General features: G+C 56.3%; 26 protein-coding genes. 5 read left to right on the top strand and 21 right to left on the bottom strand.

Annotated elements, in window-relative coordinates:
* Window positions 1-3: 3 nt before the first annotated feature.
* The 13 genes from F6V25_RS07915 to F6V25_RS07855 all read right to left on the bottom strand — a co-directional run bounded on the left by F6V25_RS07915 (window position 4) and on the right by F6V25_RS07855 (window position 5,535).
* Window positions 4-1,038, bottom strand: a complete 1,035-nt coding sequence (locus F6V25_RS07915) for a tyrosine-type recombinase/integrase (protein WP_151128080.1) — start codon at window positions 1,036-1,038, stop codon at window positions 4-6.
* Between the two features lie 2 nt (window positions 1,039-1,040).
* A complete protein-coding gene (locus F6V25_RS07910; RefSeq protein WP_151128079.1) occupies window positions 1,041-1,445 on the bottom strand; it encodes a hypothetical protein in 405 nt (134 codons plus the stop codon).
* Window positions 1,446-1,464: 19 nt separating this feature from the next.
* Window positions 1,465-1,857: a hypothetical protein gene (locus F6V25_RS07905; protein ID WP_151128078.1), complete on the bottom strand. Its 393-nt coding sequence runs from the start codon at window positions 1,855-1,857 to the stop codon at window positions 1,465-1,467.
* The gene (locus F6V25_RS07900) at window positions 1,854-2,096 is read right to left on the bottom strand and encodes a hypothetical protein (RefSeq protein WP_151128077.1); all 243 of its coding nucleotides are present in this window, start codon (window positions 2,094-2,096) and stop codon (window positions 1,854-1,856) included. Before F6V25_RS07900 ends, F6V25_RS07905 begins: the two co-directional genes overlap by 4 nt.
* Window positions 2,093-2,431, bottom strand: a complete 339-nt coding sequence (locus F6V25_RS07895; RefSeq protein WP_151128076.1) for a nucleoside triphosphate pyrophosphohydrolase family protein — start codon at window positions 2,429-2,431, stop codon at window positions 2,093-2,095. Before F6V25_RS07895 ends, F6V25_RS07900 begins: the two co-directional genes overlap by 4 nt.
* Window positions 2,432-2,561: 130 nt before the next feature.
* Window positions 2,562-2,972: a hypothetical protein gene (locus tag F6V25_RS07890; protein ID WP_151128075.1), complete on the bottom strand. Its 411-nt coding sequence runs from the start codon at window positions 2,970-2,972 to the stop codon at window positions 2,562-2,564.
* Window positions 2,969-3,433 carry a hypothetical protein gene (locus tag F6V25_RS07885; protein WP_151128074.1) on the bottom strand — a complete coding sequence of 155 codons (465 nt, stop codon included), beginning with the start codon at window positions 3,431-3,433 and terminating at the stop codon, window positions 2,969-2,971. The genes F6V25_RS07890 and F6V25_RS07885 overlap by 4 nt, the downstream gene beginning before the upstream one ends.
* 376 nt (window positions 3,434-3,809) lie before the next feature.
* The gene (locus F6V25_RS07880; protein WP_151128073.1) at window positions 3,810-4,034 is read right to left on the bottom strand and encodes a hypothetical protein; all 225 of its coding nucleotides are present in this window, start codon (window positions 4,032-4,034) and stop codon (window positions 3,810-3,812) included.
* Window positions 4,035-4,046: 12 nt separating this feature from the next.
* On the bottom strand, window positions 4,047-4,310 hold the full coding sequence (locus F6V25_RS07875; RefSeq protein ID WP_151128072.1) for a hypothetical protein: 264 nt from the start codon (window positions 4,308-4,310) through the stop codon (window positions 4,047-4,049).
* A 132-nt stretch (window positions 4,311-4,442) separates the two neighbouring features.
* Window positions 4,443-4,628 (bottom strand): hypothetical protein, encoded by a 186-nt coding sequence (locus tag F6V25_RS07870; protein ID WP_151128071.1) that lies wholly within the window; start codon window positions 4,626-4,628, stop codon window positions 4,443-4,445.
* 2 nt (window positions 4,629-4,630) lie between these two features.
* Entirely contained in the window at window positions 4,631-5,011 is a 381-nt protein-coding gene (locus F6V25_RS07865; protein WP_151128070.1) for a hypothetical protein, read from the bottom strand.
* A gap of 1 nt (window position 5,012) precedes the next feature.
* Window positions 5,013-5,240: a hypothetical protein gene (locus F6V25_RS07860; protein WP_151128069.1), complete on the bottom strand. Its 228-nt coding sequence runs from the start codon at window positions 5,238-5,240 to the stop codon at window positions 5,013-5,015.
* A gap of 64 nt (window positions 5,241-5,304) precedes the next feature.
* On the bottom strand, window positions 5,305-5,535 hold the full coding sequence (locus tag F6V25_RS07855) for a hypothetical protein (protein WP_151128068.1): 231 nt from the start codon (window positions 5,533-5,535) through the stop codon (window positions 5,305-5,307).
* A gap of 113 nt (window positions 5,536-5,648) precedes the next feature.
* Here F6V25_RS07855 and F6V25_RS07850 point away from each other — a divergent pair, with 113 nt between their 5' ends.
* From F6V25_RS07850 to F6V25_RS07830, 5 genes are all read left to right on the top strand, one after another.
* Window positions 5,649-6,068, top strand: coding sequence for a helix-turn-helix domain-containing protein (locus F6V25_RS07850; protein WP_151128067.1), 420 nt, complete (start codon window positions 5,649-5,651; stop codon window positions 6,066-6,068).
* Between the two features lie 455 nt (window positions 6,069-6,523).
* Window positions 6,524-6,766, top strand: a complete 243-nt coding sequence (locus tag F6V25_RS07845) for a hypothetical protein (protein WP_151128066.1) — start codon at window positions 6,524-6,526, stop codon at window positions 6,764-6,766.
* On the top strand, window positions 6,763-7,902 hold the full coding sequence (locus tag F6V25_RS07840; RefSeq protein WP_151128065.1) for a tyrosine-type recombinase/integrase: 1,140 nt from the start codon (window positions 6,763-6,765) through the stop codon (window positions 7,900-7,902). The genes F6V25_RS07845 and F6V25_RS07840 overlap by 4 nt, the downstream gene beginning before the upstream one ends.
* Window positions 7,903-8,174: 272 nt before the next feature.
* Window positions 8,175-8,801: a transcriptional repressor LexA gene (gene lexA / locus F6V25_RS07835; protein WP_151128064.1), complete on the top strand. Its 627-nt coding sequence runs from the start codon at window positions 8,175-8,177 to the stop codon at window positions 8,799-8,801.
* Window positions 8,802-9,572: 771 nt separating this feature from the next.
* Window positions 9,573-10,769, top strand: coding sequence for a sensor histidine kinase (locus tag F6V25_RS07830; RefSeq protein WP_191966125.1), 1,197 nt, complete (start codon window positions 9,573-9,575; stop codon window positions 10,767-10,769).
* A 172-nt stretch (window positions 10,770-10,941) separates the two neighbouring features.
* On the opposite strand, the gene F6V25_RS07825 is transcribed toward F6V25_RS07830, so the two are convergent.
* From F6V25_RS07825 to F6V25_RS07790, 8 genes are all read right to left on the bottom strand, one after another.
* On the bottom strand, window positions 10,942-13,185 hold the full coding sequence (locus F6V25_RS07825; protein ID WP_151128062.1) for an EAL domain-containing protein: 2,244 nt from the start codon (window positions 13,183-13,185) through the stop codon (window positions 10,942-10,944).
* The gene (locus F6V25_RS07820; protein ID WP_151128061.1) at window positions 13,182-15,356 is read right to left on the bottom strand and encodes an HDOD domain-containing protein; all 2,175 of its coding nucleotides are present in this window, start codon (window positions 15,354-15,356) and stop codon (window positions 13,182-13,184) included. Before F6V25_RS07820 ends, F6V25_RS07825 begins: the two co-directional genes overlap by 4 nt.
* A 295-nt stretch (window positions 15,357-15,651) precedes the next feature.
* Window positions 15,652-16,122 carry a hypothetical protein gene (locus F6V25_RS07815; RefSeq protein ID WP_151128060.1) on the bottom strand — a complete coding sequence of 157 codons (471 nt, stop codon included), beginning with the start codon at window positions 16,120-16,122 and terminating at the stop codon, window positions 15,652-15,654.
* Window positions 16,112-17,083, bottom strand: coding sequence for a DUF2950 domain-containing protein (locus F6V25_RS07810; protein ID WP_246166998.1), 972 nt, complete (start codon window positions 17,081-17,083; stop codon window positions 16,112-16,114). Before F6V25_RS07810 ends, F6V25_RS07815 begins: the two co-directional genes overlap by 11 nt.
* A gap of 69 nt (window positions 17,084-17,152) precedes the next feature.
* Window positions 17,153-18,343 (bottom strand): DUF3300 domain-containing protein, encoded by a 1,191-nt coding sequence (locus F6V25_RS07805; RefSeq protein WP_151128059.1) that lies wholly within the window; start codon window positions 18,341-18,343, stop codon window positions 17,153-17,155.
* An 81-nt stretch (window positions 18,344-18,424) separates the two neighbouring features.
* Window positions 18,425-19,474 (bottom strand): hypothetical protein, encoded by a 1,050-nt coding sequence (locus tag F6V25_RS07800; RefSeq protein ID WP_151128058.1) that lies wholly within the window; start codon window positions 19,472-19,474, stop codon window positions 18,425-18,427.
* Window positions 19,475-19,541: 67 nt separating this feature from the next.
* Entirely contained in the window at window positions 19,542-20,627 is a 1,086-nt protein-coding gene (locus F6V25_RS07795) for an HlyD family secretion protein (protein WP_151128057.1), read from the bottom strand.
* A complete protein-coding gene (locus F6V25_RS07790; RefSeq protein ID WP_151128056.1) occupies window positions 20,617-21,321 on the bottom strand; it encodes an ABC transporter ATP-binding protein in 705 nt (234 codons plus the stop codon). The genes F6V25_RS07795 and F6V25_RS07790 overlap by 11 nt, the downstream gene beginning before the upstream one ends.

Below are 21,321 nucleotides of genomic sequence, written 5' to 3'. Positions count from 1 at the left end.
TCCTCAGAAAATTGAAAGGTTCATCTTCTGCACCAGGGCCGCCGTGTGGCTCTCGGTCAGGTGCGTGTATTTCTGCGTGGTCTGGATCGTCTTGTGTCCCAAGATTTCCTTGATATCCGCCAGCGTGGCCCCCTGCTCGGCCAGATAGCTGGCAGCGCTGTGCCGCAGATCGTGAAAGCAGAAGTTTGGAATTTCGGCGCTCTCCAGGGACATTTCCCACGAGTAACGGAAATCCACCGGGCGGGACGGATCGCGGGGAGACGGGAAAAAATACACCTGGCCGGGCTTCCGCGCCTCGTACAGCGCCGCCATGCGCTTGCGGGCTTCACCGAACAGGCGCACGGTGCGCCGATCCCCGTTCTTCGTCTGGTCCAGCACCACGCGGCCCGTGACGTGGTTGTAGTCCTCGATCTTGATGTTACGCACTTCCGACTTGCGCGGGCCGGTGGAGAGCGCCACAACCACAATGGTTTCCAGCAGCGAACATGGCGCCATGCGGCAATAAAACATCAGCCGCGACCGTTCCGCCGCCGACAGCATCCGCACCCTGGCCGCAGGCTGTGGCAGACGCCACACGTCACGCACCGGGTTAATCTCGCACCATTGCCATTCCTTGATAGCCATGGCAAAACAATGCTGAAGCGCTGCGAGATAGCAGTTGATCGTGGCGTTACCGCGTGGGGCAAGCAGGGCTTTCCTTTTGGCGATTACCGGCGTGGTGGCGTCGGCAAGGCTCATGCCCCCGATCTCCGACTTCCAGAACATGAGTTGCCCCTGCTGGCTAAACTGCGTGTTCAGGGCTTTGTACGGCAACACCTGTTTGCAATAGCGGTCGATCATCTCCGCCACGGTGCGCACGGTGGCCTGTGTCTCGGGCGTCATGGTGTTAAGGTCCGCCCGGTCCTCGGTCTTACGCGCCCAACGCTCAACCTCGCGCTTGTTCCGGCCCGTCTTCGACGCATACACACCCTTGATCCGCACCCGCACCCGGTAACGCGGTTCACCCTTCCTGTTTGTCGAAACGCTCATTGATGCCATTTTTAGTTGCACTCTTTCAAAATCTCGTAATTGCCGGTATTGTCCAACAACTTCACCTTAATTCCTTTGACATTGCTAACAGTCCCAAATGTCGGATGCAGACCGTAATTATCCGCCCACTCGTTGACTGCCCGCTTAATACGTTCATCAAGATTTTTTATTTCCTCCTTCGAGCAATTAGGCCAATCATCGCCATATTCACCACATTCGTCACCCGCCGCTGATGCAAGTTCATCAAAGATGCACGGCGCATAGTCACCGGCCTTTCTTACGAGGCTATCACCTTCATAAACCGTAACGACAGAGCCAACAGGAATCCGCAAATCATCCAGCGCCGACCTAATAGCATCATCAAGCTCTGTGTGATTGAATTCCTCACCGTTTGTGCTGTACCATTTGTCCGCCATTTTGCACCCCTTTCGTATGTCAGTCCTCAAACCTGGTAACCGGCCACCACTCCAGCACCCTATACGCCGTCAACCGCTTCCCGGCATTGGCCGGTTCCGGGTCCAGGATCTTCCCGAAAGCATCCCCCGGCCAGAACACCGCATGGGTTCCTTTGCCTGACGTGCTGGCGACGATCAGCAGCGCCGGGTGGCTGAACTCAACACGCGCCCGTCCGTAGAAATCGCCATACGCCCCCAGGTGGTAACCTCGGCTATTCAGATACCCGGCAATCTCCAGAAAGCGGAAAACCCGTTTACTCCCGTCATGGCCCAACACGTCAAAGACCATCTGCAACGGATCGCCCGTGATCATGGCCGCGACACAGGCCATGCAGCTAAATTCTGTCGGCTGGTGGATGATAGAGTTGGTCACAGGTTGAACCTCTTGCCCTTGTAGTCCAGATACCGGCGCACCTGGTCCATGACCTTTTCCTTAAAGTCTTCCGGCGGCTCAAACTCCGTACCGGACTGTTTCATAATGCCGATGAAGCTCTGCAAGGCGGCCTGGTAATATCCCTCAAGCTGGCTATCGGGCAGCAGCATGGCTTGGGGGGCACGTTCCAGCAGCAGCCCGCCGACAAGATGCGCCGCCTGTCCGATTGAGCAGTTCACAGTGAGCCACCCCCAGGGTTAAGGTCTGTCTGGACACAACCGCGCGCGCGAGGGGAAGGTGAGGCAGGGAAGAAATCAGAATCACCTTCCGTGGCTATTCTAGCCGCCACACAAGCAACCTGCTTTGCTTCATCCCAGACCCTGGAAGTACCCTCGTTTTCAAGATATGCCGTTGCAAGTTCGCCAACTTCCTCCACCAAGGCGGCCAGCAAATGACCGTTATCAGGAAACTTTTTACGGGCGGCCTGTATTTCCTCGGCGACATCTGTAAGGAATTTACGGTGCGCCGCAGAAACAACCATACAAGAATCATTTAAAACTTTATCATTTTGCATAGTTACCCCTTTCTTGGCCTTATCTACCTATAATCAAATTTCATAGGTAGAGATTTTATTTTCAGAGAGTTACAAAGTTTTTGTCCAAAATCTGTCCACAATCCGCGCCCTTAAAAAAGGGCAAAAAAATTTACGGTGCGCGGGCCTTCATCTGTTCTTCTCTCCGGGCCGCGTCATGCGCGTATTCCGGCTTCCCGAAGGTTTCAGCCATGACATACAGCCCTTGGATGTACTCGGTTTCCGGGATCTTCCCGGACAGGAAACCGTTCATCAAGCTGAACAGCGCCTGGCCCTCGGTCATGCCCTTTTCGACCGCCGTCAACTCAAGCCGTGCCGTCCACGCTTTGACCTTTGCCAGTAATTGATCTGCGGTCGGCATCCGTCTCCAGATCATGCTCATTTCACCCACTGTATGGGCCATGGCCGCCGCAGGCTGCTGCAAAAGGTCGTTCCAGATCGGCGCTACATCGACCGGCAGGAACTTTTCACCATAACAAGCCTCAATTTTCCGTATTCCCTGGAAAGCCTCTCTGGAAGTCATCCCGACGCCCTCGCTCTTTGCTGACTTCGATACTCGTAAAACGCCTCTTCCCTGGTGGTAACGGTACCCACCACGGCGGTGATCCCCCGGCCAAGCTGCGGCAACGTGGGAGTCCACCCGCAACGTTTGAAATACGTCGCCAACTTGGCAAAAAAGGTGCGCAATTTCTTGGTGATTTTGTACATTGAGGGCCGGAACGTCAGGTGTCCCGTGGACTTGTCCCGGATATGGCGCTTCTGTCGGATGATGAAACCTTCTCGCTCAAGGATAGCCAGGTTGTAATTCAACGTACTGGCCGGGAGTTTCTGCTTCTCGAATGCCTCCATCTGCCCAATGATCCACCCTTGACTGATATGCGCCCAACCTTTCCCGGTCTTGCGGAAATAGCCGTGGAACAGCTTCATCAAGCGATAGCTGGTCTTATTCGGCGCAAATTCGGTTGTGGTTGGATAAAAGTACAAAGTTGGCACGACCCTTGAGTTTTTAACTTCAACAACGCTTTTGAATTGCAGCCTGTCGGCCGGCTTGGTGCCGACAGGCTAGGCAGACCGCTACAAATAGCGGCACGTGCCGGTGATGGCCTCACCATCCGCCCATGGCCGCCACCGTATTAAAGTTTCAGTAGGTACGGATTGCTTCGGCGGGCGAATTTACAAAGATTTCCACAGGCGCGGCGGCGACTATAAGGAGCGCCCGCCTGGATATATGTCTTAGTGTTTCTAATCTTTCTCCAAAACATTGGAGACGGGGAAAAACCTCAAACAGCGGGGTTTTCCACAGAGTTTTCCACAGAACAAAATGGGATTATTTTAATCTTACCCACCACGGAACCCCCACTCATGGGCGCGCCTCGGCAAAAAAAGACCCCTGACGGAGAGGAGGGGCTCCACCAGGGGCAGCGGCGGGCAACAGGGCACCCGAACGCACATTGAAAGCGTTAAACATGTCCAGCGTGTCGGTTGACGCCTCCGGGGAACCGGGCAGCGTGTAGTATTCAGGCCGATCAACAAGGCCCACCACGATAAAAGCAGCAATGATCACAAGAATTTTCCAGACGCTCATAAATCCCCCTGTCTATGCCGTGGCACCGGCCGCCAATCCAAACCGTCTAAAAGAGAAGGTGAAGCATCCCCGCCTTGGGCCTTGGGCCTTGGGCCTTGGGCCTTGGGCCTTGGGCATCCCGTCCAGCCAGACGTACTCAAACTTGACGCCGGCGGCATGGCGCAGAGATTTGAACCGGCGCTCCTTCGATAGGGGAAACGGGCCATAAGTCTTGCCGTCAACGGTGATCCTAAAATGCTTAATCTTTGGGATTTCGTTCTCTGCTGGCGTGTTCATCGTTGCCTCCTCCGCAACAAATCGTTTTCCCCGGTAACGGCTCGATCATCGCCACCGGCCTGGCTTTACATCGCGGACAAACACAGTTGGTGAATTCCGAGTTCCAGGCATGACCATTACCGCACATCAACGTCATGCCGCAGCCTTAAGCCTCTGCCGTGCCCGCGCCAGTACATCACGGTTGTGGGCCTTGCGGGCATCGTCGGAAGCCGTCAAAAGCTGGCGGACCTCTTCCTGGACCACGGGGGCCACCTGGCGTTCCAACAGCGCCCGGATCGCCCGGAGTTCTTCAATCATTGCCTGTTCAAATTCCGACATGCTCAGTCACCTATAAATTTGAATACGTTCACAAGGCCAGGGCGGTCGGAACTTAGGCGTTCGACCTCGGCACGCAATGCTATGATCTCGGCCCGCATGGCGATTATTTCACTGACTGACGGATAACCGCGCGACAGCAAAACCCAAGTAAGCGGGATTTCGTTGCGGCAGAGGTCCATCAGTTCGTTTTCCTTTTCCTGGGGGAAGTGACGGGGATCAGGCGTGTCAATGATCATCTTGGTCAAACCGGAACGGTCTATGCCAAGCTGGTCGGCGATAACCTTGGGAGGCACGCCGCAAATCTTCACGCAAGCGGCCAGGGCGGCACGCTTGTCGGGGATGGCCTTAATAAGATCGTCGCCTATGGTGATAAGGCCCGGCATCTTATGCTTTTACCAACTGCTGTTTTTTCAGTTCCATCACTTCGAGTTGCAATGACGAAACTTCCTTGTAAAGCTGGCTTTGCTGGCCGAACACGATATGCACCGTAGTTCTGACGGCACTTAGCCTTTGCCACCCTTCTTCAAGAAAATTGTACTTGATGGCATCCTGCAAACACTCACGCGCGTAATCGAGAATCAGCTTCTTTTTTTGGCTGGCTTTTAATTCCATGACACTCCCCTCCAGCGTCAAATTTATGGTCTATGGGGTTGCCAAGACCGGTGTTACAACAGGATCATGCAGCCCGCTTCACATCCTCGACTTCCGAATAAACCAACAGGTCCATGGCAATCATGGCCTGTTCGCAATCGCCATAAACGCCCTGGCCCGATGTGCCGAAAAACCGGCCTTCAACGAACTTTTGCAGTGAGGTCTTGTTGATTCCGAACTTCTCAGCCACGCGCGTAATAGCGACACAACGGTCTTTAATGCGGTCTTGCGTGGCTTTGTAATCAACAATCAACATGACAAAAACCTCGTATTGTGCTAACTGTGGCGTCAATACCCTTTCGGGTGCACTTGCTCTCGTATCTGTTAAATATATTATTGAACTCATTTGAGAACGGTGTCAATAGAAAAATGGACTCAATCGAGAACAGGCTAAAAATAATACAAGGCAAACTCTCCATTGGTGAGTTTGCTAAGTACCTGGAAACGCCGAAAACAACGGTTAATCAATATCTGAAAGGGCGGCCCATTCCTTTTGATTTTGCCGTACTCGTATGCGAACGATTCGGGAAAACCCTCGACTGGTTGGCAACGGGGAAAGAGGTTGTTGCTGAACCTCAAGAAACGTATGTGCCTGATAGACTCACGGAAGAGGAACGAAAACTATTGGGGCAATACCGAAAATTAAACGTGCTGCACAAACAAATGACCTTGGAAACCGTAGGGGGTTACGAGGCAAAAGAGGCTTTGAGCGAGGGCAGTGCGGACACGGACATAACAGCGGCGGGCGGCTCAGAGGAACAACACTATGGGAGAAAGTCAGCCGCTTAGGCTGGCGGGTTTTTTTGTGGTCGAACCAATTACACGCGGGTCTACACGCGCTGGGGGTACCGCATGACTTATAGGATTATCATCTTATTCACCGCACTATTCTATCTTGACCATAAATTACCTTTTATAACTAAAGAAGTTGATCTATTCACAAATTTAATAGATTTCCCATTATCATTGTTTATTACTTTTTCTTATGGATTTATTGCGGCAGCTACTCTTTTCTTAGCTACGTTAGGAATGTACTCTTTTGTGATGTGGGACTTTTCATTGTGCCGTAAATACGTAAAAGGATCACTATTATTATGTGTTTCAGTTGGAGGAGTGTTTGTAATCGGGCATACATTGTTCAAGCTTGTGCAGTTTGTTTTTTAGCCACTACCGCCCACGCCGCCCACCTTCATAAAGAAAAAGAATATCAACAGGTGTGGTGTCAGGGCGAAATGGAAGTACAAATGCCGGACGGCACCCGTGCGGATTGCGTTACCGATGATTACGCGGTTGAGATTGATTTCGCCCCGAAGTGGGCGGAAGCCCTCGGCCAGGCGCTCCACTATGCGGACCAGACCGGCAAGCGACCGGGTATCCTCCTGATTATCGAGCGCGAAAAGGATTGGCGTTATTACTGGCGTCTCAAGCGCACCGCTGACAAGCAGGGCGTCCGCCTCTGGTACATTACACCCAAGGCACTACAATGAGCCTCACCAAGCACCCAAAATACCCGAACGTCTGGATCGCCCGCGTCTACCTCGACGGCCGGCGCAAAGATCCGAAAACCGGTAAGCCCTCCAACAAGCGAAAACTCTACAATTTCGAGGGCACCGAAGCCCAGGCGCTTGATTGGTACGCCCAGGTGCTGAAGACCCAACAGAAAGCCACCATCCCCCTGGCCCCCACCCTTGAGCAAGCATGGGCGGATTTCTGCACCTACTACAAGAACAAGACCAGCGAAACAACCTACTTCGATTTCCTTAAGACCTGGCACCGGCACCTTGCGCCATTCTTCGGCCAGTTCCGCCCGATGCAGATCACCCCCGGCTTGATAGAAAACTACAAGACAAAGCGGCTTTCCGAAACCTACCTCCCCGGAAAAGTCAAACAACTGCCGAAGGACGACAGCGAAGAACAGGCTCTTAAGCGCCGGCCGATCTCCCGCAAACGGATCAATAACGAGCTTTTCTATCTCTCGGCCATAATCACCTGGATGACGTTGCCGGAAATCAATCTGGCCCTGCCCCTCGGCTTCAAGATCAAAGGATTCCCCGCTAAACAGGTCAAGGCCGCCCTGCCGGTCGTGCCGGACCGCCGGGAGGTCATAACCCTGCTACGGGCCACAGAACGCCCCTACAGAGCCATGCTCTGCGTCTGGTACTATGGGGGCCTACGAAAGAAAGAACTGCTGACAATGGAGGGGGAGCGCGTCAACCTGGCGCAGAATTACATGATCGTCCTGGGCAAGGGCAACAAGGAACGGATCGTCCCGATCCATCGGAAGATCAGGATCTACCTCCGCAAATACTACAAACCCGGTTTCATGTGGGTCAACCCGAAAACGGAGAAGCCCTGGGTCTTCCTCACCAGAGCCATCAAGCGGGCCACCGACAAAGCCGGATTCGACAAACGAATGTATATCCACCTGTTGCGTCACACCTTCGGCACGCACAGCATCCAAAGCGGCATAGGAGTACGTAGCGTCCAGCTTATGTTAGGGCATGCCAGCGTCACGACAACGGAGATCTATACTACCCTGGCCACCGGGTTCCTGGCCGAACAGATGGAAAAATTAGGCGGTGGTTCATTGCACCAACAAAACAACAAGCAACTACCTAAATGACAAAGCTTTTCCAGACTGACATGAAAACTCATAACCCGAAGGTCACAGGTTCAAATCCTGTCCCCGCAACCAAAACATTCTAAGGACTCAGGCTTAATTGCCTGAGTCCTTTTTTGTTGTGCTTCCCCCGCCAGCCATCAGCAAAACCAACTTCACCGGAACCAACTATCGTGCGATGCGTCCTTCTATCCCGGCACACGGGATTTCAAAAAAACGCTCGAACCCGCATTCTATTCTTGACAGTACCAGCCGAATTCGATATACGTAGTCATATGACTACGTATGCTTCAAAATCACCAGAAGAACTGACTCAACGCCAACGCCAGGTGCTCCAGTTCATCGTGTCGTATTCTGACAGCAAAGGCTTCCCGCCCAGCCAACGGGATATCGCCAAGCACCTGAATGTGTCCGGCACACTCCCCGTTATGAGGCACCTGGATGCGTTGGAGCGCAAAGGTTATATCAAACGGGAAAACGTGAACCGGGGGATCACCTTGACGACGCCTCATAGTCGAAACGTGTCCCTGCCTATCGTTGGCACCGTTCGAGCGGGACAACTCTCCACGGCTATCGAGGACATACGGGGATACTTTTCAGTTGATCAGGTGGCGGTCAGGGGAGATGGCTGTTTCTTTTTGAGAGTCAGCGGCGAGTCCATGATTACGGCCGGTATCTTTGACGGCGACCTTGTCCTGGTACGCCCGCAAAAGAATGCCGACAACCGGGAGATCGTCGTCGTCATGGTCGATGGCGACGCGACCGTCAAGCGGTTCTTCCGGGAATCCGGTTACATCCGGCTGCAACCGGAAAACCCGGACATGGAGCCGATCATCGTTCGCCCGGAGGATGGCGAAGTTACCATTGTCGGCAAGGTGACAGGTGTCTTTCGGCAACTGTAGGCTAAAAATTCAGGAGGGATACTATGGAACCCCTTACATTGTGTGGAATCGTGATAGTGGCATTTGGTTTGTGGATCGAATGTGAATCACCGGTAAAAAGGTTTACCCGTTCCTTTTGTCGCAGCAATCTGCTGAAGGGAATAATTGCCATGGCAACAACCGAGCGAAAGCCCATCTTAGGGAACCGGTATGTTCCTTACTCCCCTAACTAGGTGTGCAGTGTATTCTTTGTGTGTCCCCGTACGCGTACCCCTCGGACATCGAAAAGAATGAATCACCCCGCCGCAAACTATTCAATGGGAAATGGCTTCGAATCCCGTGTCCATGTGTACAAAAAAAATTGTACCCTACAAAACAAAAAGATGGCAAATATGACAAACAGGCTATAGTGTATTTTTAACGCAAGCCACCAAAATAACAGCAAATTATTGTTTTTGTTGCGAATAAATTGGGCGCTTTCGCCCCCTCATAACCCGAAGGTCACAGGTTCAAATCCTGCCCCCGCGACCAAAACAGTGCAGCCAGTTAGCCCGCAAAGCAAACTGGCTTTTTTGTTATCCTGACGCAGACGCTACGCAGTAGAGATTCATCCCCTCTTCGAGCTTAAGCAGATTCATGCCACGACATCCCTGCCATGAACATTTATGACCCATGCCCCACCAGGGCAAAATAACCATCGAGCGGCGCAATTACGGATTGTAATTGACTGCTGATTTGGGAGTGCTATAAATGATTAAATTTTCCTATCGGAAATAAATGGGGGTAATATTCATGGGCCCAGACCCTGTAGATACGTCATCAGCGCCCCAAAATGTTGGATCAGATCCCTCTTACATTAATATCCCTACCCACTTTGCCCAAGCCGAAAGGAAAGTTGGCGCAGACCTTGACGAGGATATAAAGCAAGCTACAACCAACGGCCTTATCAGCGGCCTCATGACCATTGCTAACGGTCTTTTTGCTGTATTGAACGACAAACGCCAGGTAATCGCATTAAACGACTCATTTATAAAGTTGATGGGAATCGAAGATACGGCGCAGGTATTTGGGTTGAGACCAGGAGAAGTGGTCAACTGTATTCATGCCTGTGAAATGCCGGGAGGATGCGGAACATCGGAATATTGTTCCACGTGCGGTGCTGTCGTTTCGATAGTAACAGCCATGGAAACCAGGCAACCACAAGAGCGGACCTGCGCACTTACCGTGGAGAGGGATAATCAAAATGTTGATCTCTATTTTAGCGTGCGCAGCTGCCCATTGGTGGTAGATGATAGCCTGTATGTCCTGTTATTTCTGCAAGATATAAGCATGCAACAGTATCGCTCCTGTCTAGATAGAACATTTTACCATGATGTCAACAACATACTCTGCGCTCTTGTAGGAAAGAGTGAGCTAATATCCCTACGAAAGCAACCAACTGAAGAAAAATTACAAGAGCTGCATCACATTGTTCTCCGAATAGCACAGGAAATGTCAATTCAAAACTCTCTACAAAAGTCACTCGATGTTACCTACAACCCACTTTACGCCGAAGTTAAAATCAACAGTATCTTAAAAGAGATTGATCAGCTATTTCTGGATCATCCTTTAAAAACGCAACGGAATCTTGAAGTAAATTATATACCGAGCGATATAACCGTCATTACCGATTTTCACCTGGCGAGCAGAATTCTAATCAATATGACTACTAACGCTCTTGAAGCAACCCCTGTTGGTGGAAAGGTTGTTCTGGGCGTTGAACAGCACCACAAGGCGGTGACTTTTTATGTATGGAACACCGGAGCAATTCCAGAAGATGTATCACGTAGGATTTTTCAACGAAATTTCAGTACAAAAGCTGATATGGGAAGGGGATTTGGCACATATTCAATGAAGCTGTTTGGTGAGAAGGTACTTGGCGGTTCTGTTCAGTTTGAGTCTTCTGAGGAGAAAGGCACAATATTCAAATTCACGCTCCTCACTCAATAATAATTTTGCCTCTCGATATACATACTCACGGCACGTGAGAGACGTAACAACTTTGACCGTCCCAAGGCCATTAGCCATGATGAGACGCTTTGCCGGCAATGATTGACCGACGCCCCCTACCGGCACCGCCGGACATTATGCCCCGTGCCACGTGGTGCCCCTGCCATCTGCCTCACTCGGGCAAGCCGACCGGCACAGCCATGCCGGAGGTCGACGATCGTGTGCCGTAGTGCCACTGGCTCGAGAACCCCGGGAGTGAATTCATCAGCATCAGTTTAACCTCGGCAGGAGGTATCGGCTTGCTGAAAAGATAGCCCTGCATTTCATCGCACCCCAGTTCATTCAGGGTTTCCATCTGAAACATGGTCTCGACCCCCTCCGCCACGAGATGCAGCCCAAATCCGCGCGCCATGCCGATAATGGCATGGAGAATAGGCGAGACCGTCGTTCCCGCCGTCAGGTCGCGGACGAACGACTGGTCGATCTTGATGGTGTTGACGGGGAACTTGCGCAGGTAATTGAGCGAAGAATAGCGGGTGCCGAAGTCGTCGATGGAGATCCGCACCCCATGATTGCGCAGATAGCGCATCTTGTCGATGATACCCGGGACATCGTGCAACAGGAGGTTTTCGGTGATTTCTATCTCCATGGCATCGGCAGGGAGGCGGAACTTGGTAATGTTGCAGACGATCCGTTCGAGAAAATCACTATGGGTGAACTCCGAAGGCGAGACGTTGACCGAAATACGCAGATTATCCAGCCCTATTTCACGCCAGCGGGCCATTTGGCTGCACGCCTCGGCCAACACCCAGTCGGTTATGTCGCAAATCAATCCCGATTCCTCGGCCAAATCGATAAAGCTGGCCGGATTCAGCAGCCCATGCACCGGATGCCGCCACCTGATCAAGGCCTCCAGGCCGACGACCCGGTCCCCGCAAATGCTGACCTTGGGTTGATAGTACAACTCGAATTCGGAGTTGCTGATGGCCTGCCGCAACTCGTTTTCAAGGCTGATGCGCTCGTGATAGCAGGCATTCATCTCAGGGGTAAAGAATAGGTAGTTGTTCTTGCCGGTGGCCTTGACCTTGTACATCGCGATATCGGCGTTCTTCAACAGCACATCGGCACTATCCCCGTCGCTTGGATACACGGCAATGCCGATGCTGGCCGTTGCCCGGAATTCCTGCCCTCTCACCAGGAATGGCGCCTTCAGCACATCGAGCACCTTCCCGGCGATGATACTGGCATCCTCGGGGCGATACAGATCCGGCAACAGCACCGTGAATTCGTCCCCACCCTGGCGGGCCAGGGTGTCGCCGCCCCTGACGCAGTTGCGCAGGCGGTGGGCCACGTTGATCAGGAGTTCATCCCCTTCGGCATGCCCATGGGTATCATTCACGAGCTTGAAGCGGTCGAGATCGATGAACATGACACCCACCAGCCGGCCATTCCGCTTCGCCTGGCTCATGGACAGTTCGAGCCGGTCCTTGAACAGCCTGCGGTTCGGCAGATGGGTGAGATGGTCGTGCAGGGCCTGAAAACTGATGGTCTCTTCGGCCTTCTTGCGTTCGGTGATATCGCGCGCCACGCCGTAGGTGCCGAGAAAACGGCTCTCCAGGGAGTCATCACCATCACCGTTCTCCTCATAGACCCCCATGGCGCTCACCACCACGACGATCTGGCGGGGCTCGAAGCGGTGGCTGCCGTTGCACTTCAGGCGCACTTCCATATTCGTCGTGGCACGGGTGTCGCGGCGGCGCTCGGTGAAGGCATATCTGGCGATATCGATGTCTTCGTCAGAAACGATTGAGGTGAAGTGGCGCCCCACAAGTTCGTCACGGGAATAGCCGAGCAGCGACTCGGCCCGGCCATTGATGAACATGAAGCAGCCGTCCGTATCGAGCGTGTAGATGATATCCGGGGAGCTCTCCACCAGGAACCGGTGCATGCGCTCGGAAAGTTCGAGGCGCATGGTCATCAGAGCATTGATGCGCTCCAGGCGGCTGCGCAGCAGGGCATTGTCAACCTTGTGCTGCATCTCTTCCAGGTCATAGGGCTTGCGTATGAACTCCACGGCTCCGCCGCGCAGGGCGCGTATGGCGGAGTCGATGTTGGCATCCGCACTGACCATGATGACTCGTGTCGTCGTATTGAAATTCACGAGCCATTCCATCACATCCAGGCCGGAAATGCCCGGCAGATGGATGTCCAGCAGGACCAGGTCCATGTTGTTGTTCTTGAGTACGGCGATCGCGTCTTCGCCGTTTCCGCACTCCGCGATGTCCCGGTTTGGGCCCTCCAGGAGTTGGCGCAGGCTGGAACGCATCCGCGGTTCGTCATCGACGATGAGTATGCGCTCCGCTTGCTCAACCACTTCGTGCGTCTGGTTGAATTTCGATTGGACAAAAAAGTTCATTCTTTGGGTTGTCCCTTGGATTGCGGCAGAAGAATAATGAAGCACGCTCCCTGTCCGGCCTGATTCTGGCATCCGATTCGTCCGCCGAGCCGTTCCACCAGTGAGGCCACGATGGACAAGCCGATGCCGGAATGCCCCGGGCGCCTGTTGGGGGCCAGCGGCTTGAAGAGCCCCTGCATGACCTCCGGGGGCAGGCCGGGGCCCGAGTCGCTGACATGGATTTCGATAGAGGGCTGCCCATCCAGCAGCATGTCCCCGCGCGTGGAGATGGTAATACGGCCCCCTTCCGGCATCGCCTCGGACGCATTCTTCCAGAGGTTGAACAGGATCTGCTTGAAACTGTCCCTCTCCCCGCTCACCGGGGAGAGGTTGGGCTCCAAGGACTTGAGGAGGGTTATGCCGCAACCGGCGAAGAACGTTTCGCCATACAGCGCCAACATCTCCTCGATCACCGTATTGACGTCGAATAGGCCCGTGGCCTTTGGAACGTCGCCGACCTCGACCAGGCTCCGCACGATCTGCGTCACGCGATCGATTTCCTCGCCGAGGATCGTCATCTCCTGGTGCATGTTGAGTTCATCGGGCAGCTTCCGGCTGACGATCTTCAGATAGTTTTTGATGATGGCGAGCGGGTTTCCGGCTTCATGCACGACCTTGCGTGCCCGTTGTTCGAAGCCGCTCCGCAGGGTTGTGGCAACCTCCTGCTCGTGATCGCGCGCTTCTCTCCAGGTTTCAATGCTCTCCGCAGCCAGGTCGGCAAAACGGGTCACCAAGCCGAGGCGGGGCCGTATCCTGGCATATTGGGCCGCGGTCACTCCATAGACCATGACGCCGATGCGATTATCGCGGACACACAGGGGCGCGTACAGGACGCCTTGGCACCCCAGCGCACGGGTAATCTGCACATCCACAAGCGAGGCCGACGACGATCGTTCCGCATCAAAGGTGGAGGCGGGCTGGTGTTCCAGGAGAGCGGCAGCCGCAAGACTCTGCCCGGAATCGAGTTTGATCCGAAGCCGCTGAAGCAGGGGCGGCTGTCCGGCCAGGTCCGCTCCGGAGAGCACCTGTTTATCCTGCTGGGCAAACAGAAAGGCGATGCGCCCCACGCCAAACAGGATTCGGGCCGATTCGCGTACGGCCAGGACAATTTCGGCTTCGCCGCAGAGGCCGGAGAGGTTTTGCTGCAGGGAATTCATCGTGGCCATGTCACGCACCACCGTTTCCATGCGGGAATAGGCCGCGCTGGTATCGTTCAGCTTTGGTCTGAAGTGTTCGAACGGGGTGGCGAAATACGGAAGGGTCTTCGTGTGGCTGGCGCACTCGATGTCAAGCGCGGTAGCCAGTGCGTCGATGCGTTCGGTACACGCCTGCCGCATGGTCGCTACATCGGACGCGGTGATGCCAAGGGCCGATTCGACAACGGCTAACGCGGGGGTTGATTCGTTTTGAACGGGGTCTGAATCCCTGTTGTCATCGATGATATGCGCAGACCACACAATTTGACTGAGGAAATCGGCCTTTACGATCTCGCTGGCCGGCCGGTGATGAAAAAGAATCGCATCCCCCATGAAGGACGAGAGGTTCCATTGATCGACCAACCAGGCACCGACGGCGGTATGATCGGTACCGAGCCGGGAATTTTCATTGCCTTGAAGAGCGGTTTCATCGGCGCTCCCGTTAAGCAGAACGCCGTAGCTGTCACCCATGCCTCCCAGCAGGAGTAACTGGCCGATATCATGCATCAGGCCGGCCAAATAGGCCTCTCCCGCATCGGGGTAGTTGACGCGGGAGGCGATGACGGAGGATAACTCGGCAACCCGGAGCGCATGGCCCCAAAATCCGGTCAGATCGTATCGCAACTCACCGGAAGTGCGGGCAAAGACGCTCTGAATGGCGAGGCAGGCGGCCAGAGTTCTCATCAGGCGCGTGCCCAGCACGACCAGCCCCTGATCAAGGCTTTTGATCTCCGTCCCACAGCGTAGCGCCGGCGAATTTGCGACGGTGAGAACCCGTGCGCTCAGTGCCGGGTCCTGCCCGACCACCTTTGCCAAGTCAGCCATCGACGTCAGATCGTCATGCGTCACGGCCAAAAACCGCAGCAAGACCTGCGGCATGGACGGCAATTGGATCGACTCTATGGCATTGAGGATCGTTCCCGGAATCTGTTGCAATCAAAATCCTCCTTGTAGTGCTTTGGCAATGCAACAAGAACGGAATTCATTGACATGAGAGGAAATATAATAAAATTTATCGTATTAAGCCACAAATAGTTACTTTTTAACAAGAAATAAATTAGATCGCGATAATTTTTTTGTTTACACTGGATGAACCGTCAAAAAGGAGCCGCCCCCTTACCGGTGCTGACGCGCATTGAGGAGAACGTGGCATGATACGGCCTGAAATCTTACGTTGGAAGCCGGGGGTATGACTGCGGGTCCGGACGTTGCCCTTCGCCCCGTGGGCCCCTCAGCCGGCATCGTCTGTTTTGTCCTCTGCCCGGCCATCGGATTCCCGGTCGAATGGCCACCGGTACGCGATAAAGAAAAGCCCGCAGGAGAGGAGAAGGGTAAGGCATGCCAGGGTAGAGGCGAGCGGCCTCCCATGCCACAGCCCGCCGAACCATCTCATGAATTCCACGGCAAGGACATTCGCCGTGCCGCCGTAGACCTCCAAATCGCGCAGGGATTGCTTCGACTCTTCAAATTCATAGGTTTGAGCGCTCTCCGAAACATCTCCTGCGGCCAGATAGACAAGGGCGGATATCCCCAAGCCGGCCAGCAGAATAACGGCGCCGCCGAGGTAGAGGCGCGCTTGCAGCCTGGTATGCCATGAATGTTTATGCCCGTCTGTCCCCATACCCTCGGTCCACTCCTCCCAGCCGTACTCGACACTATGTCGCGTTGCGTCGCGACACAGCAGTTCCGGGCTACTGGTCAACCAGCTTCCAGGTCAGGTCCGGATTGTACCCCTTCAGCCTGCGCGCGATCTCCGCGGTCTTGGGCCCCAGGTTCTTCTCATACACCCTGCCCCGCTGGTTCACGATGAACGTCATCACCCCCGAGACCCCCCACTTGGCGGGATAGGCGACCAGGGCGTAGCCGGCCACCATGTTGTTGTTGACGACGTAGCTGAACCTGCCGCCCGGCGCGTTCTTGCCCTGACTGGTGAGAATGCGGAAGTAGTAGCCGTGGTACGGCCGGGGACCGTGGTCACCGGCCGGACGCTTCTGCATGTACCCTTCTTCCTTCGCCTTGGCGACCAGGGGACCGAGGGGGCTCTCTTTCTCGCCGGCCGCGGTCGGCCAATAGAGCCCGTCCTTTCTACCCGGCCTGCTGATCATGCGTTGGGCGTACTTGGGCAGCTGCTCGCCATCCGGTTCCGCCATGGCGTAATACTCCCGCTGGGCATCCACATAGGCCCGGCAGACGTTGATGGCCAGCACTTCGTTGTGGCCGACGCGCCGGTTGACGATCTCCTCGCGCCCCTCTTCCATGTTGAACTGCCAGGTGTCGCCGCGCTTGACGATCGGCACGGGGAACGGCCATTTCTTCGCGCCGATGACCAGGACCGCCTTTGTCTCCCCCTCCCGGACCAAACCGACCCCCTCCTGCACGTGGCGGCTGAAGTGGTCGAACTCAGCGGCCTGTTCCACCGGATCGCCCGGCTCCAGCTCAACGGCAACCGGGCCGAAGATCCTGGCCAGCGCCCCGTGGTCTTTGTGCTGAACGGCATCCACCAGGGCCTGGCGGGCCGCCTCGGGCGATGCGAAGCTTTGCTGGACCGGCACGGACGGGGCGGCGCTGCCGACCGCCGGCCACACAGCCACCACCGCCAGCAGGGCGGCCAGACACCACGTCCCCAAGCCGCGAAACAAGATTTTTCCCCTCTCCGTCATCATACGCTTCGTTCCTTTCTTGAGCGCAACCGGTCACCCGGCTGTGCAACCAATGACACCGACCACCCCTTACTAGCGTTGCTGCCGCCAGCCTCCGCCTCCGCCGCCGGACGGCGCCGGGCGGGAGGCTGGCGCCGGACGCGAGACCGCCCTCTGGGCCGGTGCGCTCACGGAGGGTGCCGGCCGCGGGGCCGGGGCCGCCCGGTTGACCGGCTGCATGGCCCCCCTGCTCGTCTGGCCGCGCTGACGGTAGGTAGTGGCGTCCCTGCTGCTGCCGTAACCGCCGTAGCCGGTTTGGGATGCCGGTTGCGACCTCTGGACGTCACGGCCCCGGTACACGTTGGTGGCCGCCGGCGGACGGGTGCCGACCGCAGCCGGAATGCCCTGCCCCCCCCTGACCGAAGGCGCCGGGCGGCCCGGAAGAGCGGGACGGAGTTGCACGTTGCGGCGAATCTCCCCGCGATAGCGCGTGGTATCGTGTTGCAGCGCCCCCCTGTTGACGGAGATCGTCCGGTAGCGGTTATTGATGTAGATGCTGTTCCCGCCCCGGACATGGAGCCGGGACCGGCCGATCCATCCCCCGCCCTGCCAGCCGTGGTAGTAGATGCGCCGGCCGTGCCAGTCGCAATCGCGGTTCAGCCAGGCGCCGATGATAAATCCGGTGCCGAACGTAAAGAACCCGTACCCCGGCTCCATATACACCATCTGGGGGTCGTACTGGGGAACATAGATCACATCGGGCGCGGCCGGGTCGATGCTGATGACCCCGCCCGAATCCACCACCTGCTGTTCCGGGGTGGAATTGAGATTGCCCCGGGCCTCCGCCTCGGCGCGCAGCCGCTGGATCGAGTCCATCACATCCTGCTGCTGGTTGATATAGGCTTGCCCCAGAGAGACGGTCCAGTCGAACTTCTGGTCCATCATGGCGAGCAGGTTGGGGTAGTGGGCCACCGCCTTGACGCTCACGTCCCACGGCTGGTCGTCGATCCGGGCCGCTTGGCCGTACTGCCCGACGTAGCGGGCCGCCGCATCGATCTGGTCGCTGAACGTGGCCGCCGGCAGGATCTGGGCAAGCAACGGATCGGGATAGAGGGCGATGGGGGCGAGCAGGTCGTCCAGCTCAGCGGCCGTGAAGGGGGCCTCATACGCCTGTTCCGCCTCGTCGGCCGGGTCATACCGGTCGTCGTCGGCATACGCCGCGCTGCCCGCCAGGAGCCCCAGGGCGAGGACCGCCGCAGGTACCGTAATCAGAAATGTTTTCATGTCTCTCTCCATGGACGTGGGGTCCATCTACAGTGTACCAGAAACCAACGGAACGGTAAGCAAACTCTTCTTGGAGGAAATTCACCGCAAAAATGTCGGGATGCGTCTGACCGCTTCCGAGAGATAAGCAGCCAACGTGGCCGAGACCTGTTCATGATCGGGGAACCAGAGCCTGTTTTCGATCGTGGTGCCGACGATCAATCCCCCATTCCCCGGCGCCGGCCCCAGGATGGATGCCGTTGTCCGAAAGCCGGAAACCATCATGGTCAAAACTCCGGACTCGTCGTCAACCGACCAGTTCCCGGTGATCGACGGGGCATAGTCCGGAACGGAACCGATTTTGTTGTCGACGGATCTCGCCAGGGTTCCGTCTTCGTGGAACGCGATCATGCCGCAGGTGGTTTCGTGATTGGTAACCACCTCCCCGGAGCTCGTCACCTCCAGACAGGGATAGGTGGCCCCGTAGAAGGTCCTGCCGCTAACCTGGGCGGTGCTGAACCTCATGGTCGCGGGAAACGACGCAGAGATGCCGAAGATCGAGATCTGGATGTCGGCAAGACTGTTCGGCCCCACATACCACACCTCGACCAGTCCCAGATCGGGCTGCAGCAGCACCCCCGCTGCCGAGTCATGTGGGGAAATGCAGGTATAGGTGCGGGATTTTCCGGCCAGGCGGGGCGTGATCCGAAGCTTGCCGTCGGGGGTCAGGGTCCAGTTCCCCGCAGCTGTGGCCGTGGGGTCCAGGCCGTTGACCGAGACGTTCGGCGATGTCGAAAATGCGCCGTCGGGATGGAAGACCGCCTTGTGGAATGAAGAGCGGTAATCCCAGACATACACCGGATAATCGGTGAGTTCCGTTGCCGACAGCGGATAGGCTGCGCGGGGTTGCCCGGTATCCGCTCCGCTACCCATCTCCTTGCCCCTCCGTTTGCCGCCGCCGAACGAAACGATAAAGAAGGCAAAAATCGACAGGGAGATGAGCAAGTAGATTCCCATCTTTTCGTACATGTTCCCCTCGTTGATCGCCTGGTTGCCGTGGCAGGCGGCCAGGGTGAGGGAAAGGACGACACCGGCAATCGTCCCGGGGATTGCCGTTTTTTCCGTGTTGTTCGTTTTGGTGCCGACGGTCATGGAAGGAGCCCTTTCAAAGGGTGTGGCTTTGTAGCAGGGCCGGGGGCGTTCTCCCCGGGTGGACGGTCTATTTCCCGCCGATGTACACATCGACCAGTTGGCCGGGATACAGGGCGGTATCCTTGGGCTTCGCGAACCGGAACAGCACCGGCAGGACCCGGACATCGACCCTCTCGGTCCTCTGGTTCGACAACTGGATCTTCGGCGATATGTACGGCTGAATTCGGACATACTCCAGCGGGATGTTGACATCGGTGCCGCGGATGAACATCTTGGCCGCTATCCGACCCGGTTGCGGCAATCTGTGCACCAGGATCTCGTCGATATAGCACCTGACCCCCAGATACCCCTGGGCGCCCCCCATGACGATGACCGGGCCAAGCGCCTGGGTATAGCTGTCATAGGCCCCCTGGGGCGATACATACCCCCCCGCGGCCGCGTTTATGGAGAGGATCACCCCGTTGGCGGGCGCCTTGACGACGTACTTGTCCAGAAGGGCTCTGGACGCCAGATACGCCTTGGTCGACGCCTCGTACTGCCGTTCCTGGTTGCGGATATCGTAGACCCAGGCCCCGGCCTTGGTGAGATCGTACTGCCTCCGGACAACCCCCAGATTGGTCCGCGCCACCACAACGGCGTTCTCCGCATTGTCCAGGGCGTCCCGGCTCACCGATCCCGGGTCGAGCCGGTACGCGCTCCGTTGCTTGTCAAACTGGTCCTGGGCGTTCTTGAGCCCCGCGGCCGCATACTCCACCTGAGCCTGCGCCACCTGGAGAGTTTCCTTTCTTGGCTGAGCCCTCAGTTCCTCAAGGAGCGCCCGCGCCGCCGAGGCCTGGGCCTCTTGCTGCGCTGTCGTGGCCCGCTGCACTGTATCGTCGATCATGAGGAGCGGCATTCCCCGGGTCACGCCCTGCCCCTCGGCGACCATAATTTTGGCAACGGTTCCGGCAACTTCCGGATAGATAGTGATGTTCTCGCCGTTTGTCTGGTAGCTTTCGATGATGCCGTTGGCGTAGATCCCCGCGCCGTAGGGATTAGAGGCGGGGGTGAACGCCGGGGGTTGGGGTTTTTTCTCGATGCCGAACAGGTAGGCGCTCACCAGACCGGCCACCAGTCCGATAACGGCGAGGATGAATATGACCCTATTCCTCACGTCCGCCTCCTTGTTCGAAGCCGATGACCCTGCCGTCCTCCATCGTCATGATCCGGTCGGCGTATTCGAAAATCCTGTTGTCGTGGGTAACGACGATGATACAGCGCTTGTCGGTCAGGATGTTCTTCTTGACGAAATCGAGGATTTTCCTCCCGGTCTCCCCATCCAGGGAGGCGGTCGGCTCGTCGAAGATCAGAATATCGGGATGGCTGGCGATGGCCCGGGCAATAGCCACCCGCTGCTGTTCCCCGCCGCTCAGCTTTACCGGCGGGAGCAGCGCCCGGTCCTTGATTCCGACGATCTCCAGGTACTCCATGGCCTCGTCTATGGATTTGTCCCAGTCGTTTTTCTTCAGGATGAGGGGGATGGCCACATTCTCGACCGTCGTCAGACGCGGGAAGAGGTGATAATCCTGGAACACGAACCCCACCTTGTTCAGCCTGAAATCGGCAATCCGGTCGCTCGTCATGCTCCAGATATCCCGCCCCTCCACCATGACCGTCCCCTCGTTCGGCCTGAGAATCCCCGAGATCAGGCTCAACAGGGTCGTCTTCCCGCTCCCCGAGGGCCCCTCGATAAAGAGCATCTCCCCAAACCGGGCATCGAAGCTGACCCCTTGTACGGCGACCGTTCTGGCATCCCCCTCGCCGAACCATTTGACCAACGCCGTTGCCTGCATCGCCAACTCGGCCAT

The sequence above is a fragment of the Oryzomonas japonica genome (genome assembly GCF_008802365.1).
GTDB classification, from domain to species: domain Bacteria; phylum Desulfobacterota; class Desulfuromonadia; order Geobacterales; family Pseudopelobacteraceae; genus Oryzomonas; species Oryzomonas japonica.
This window is presented reverse-complemented; position numbering and strand designations above follow the sequence as displayed.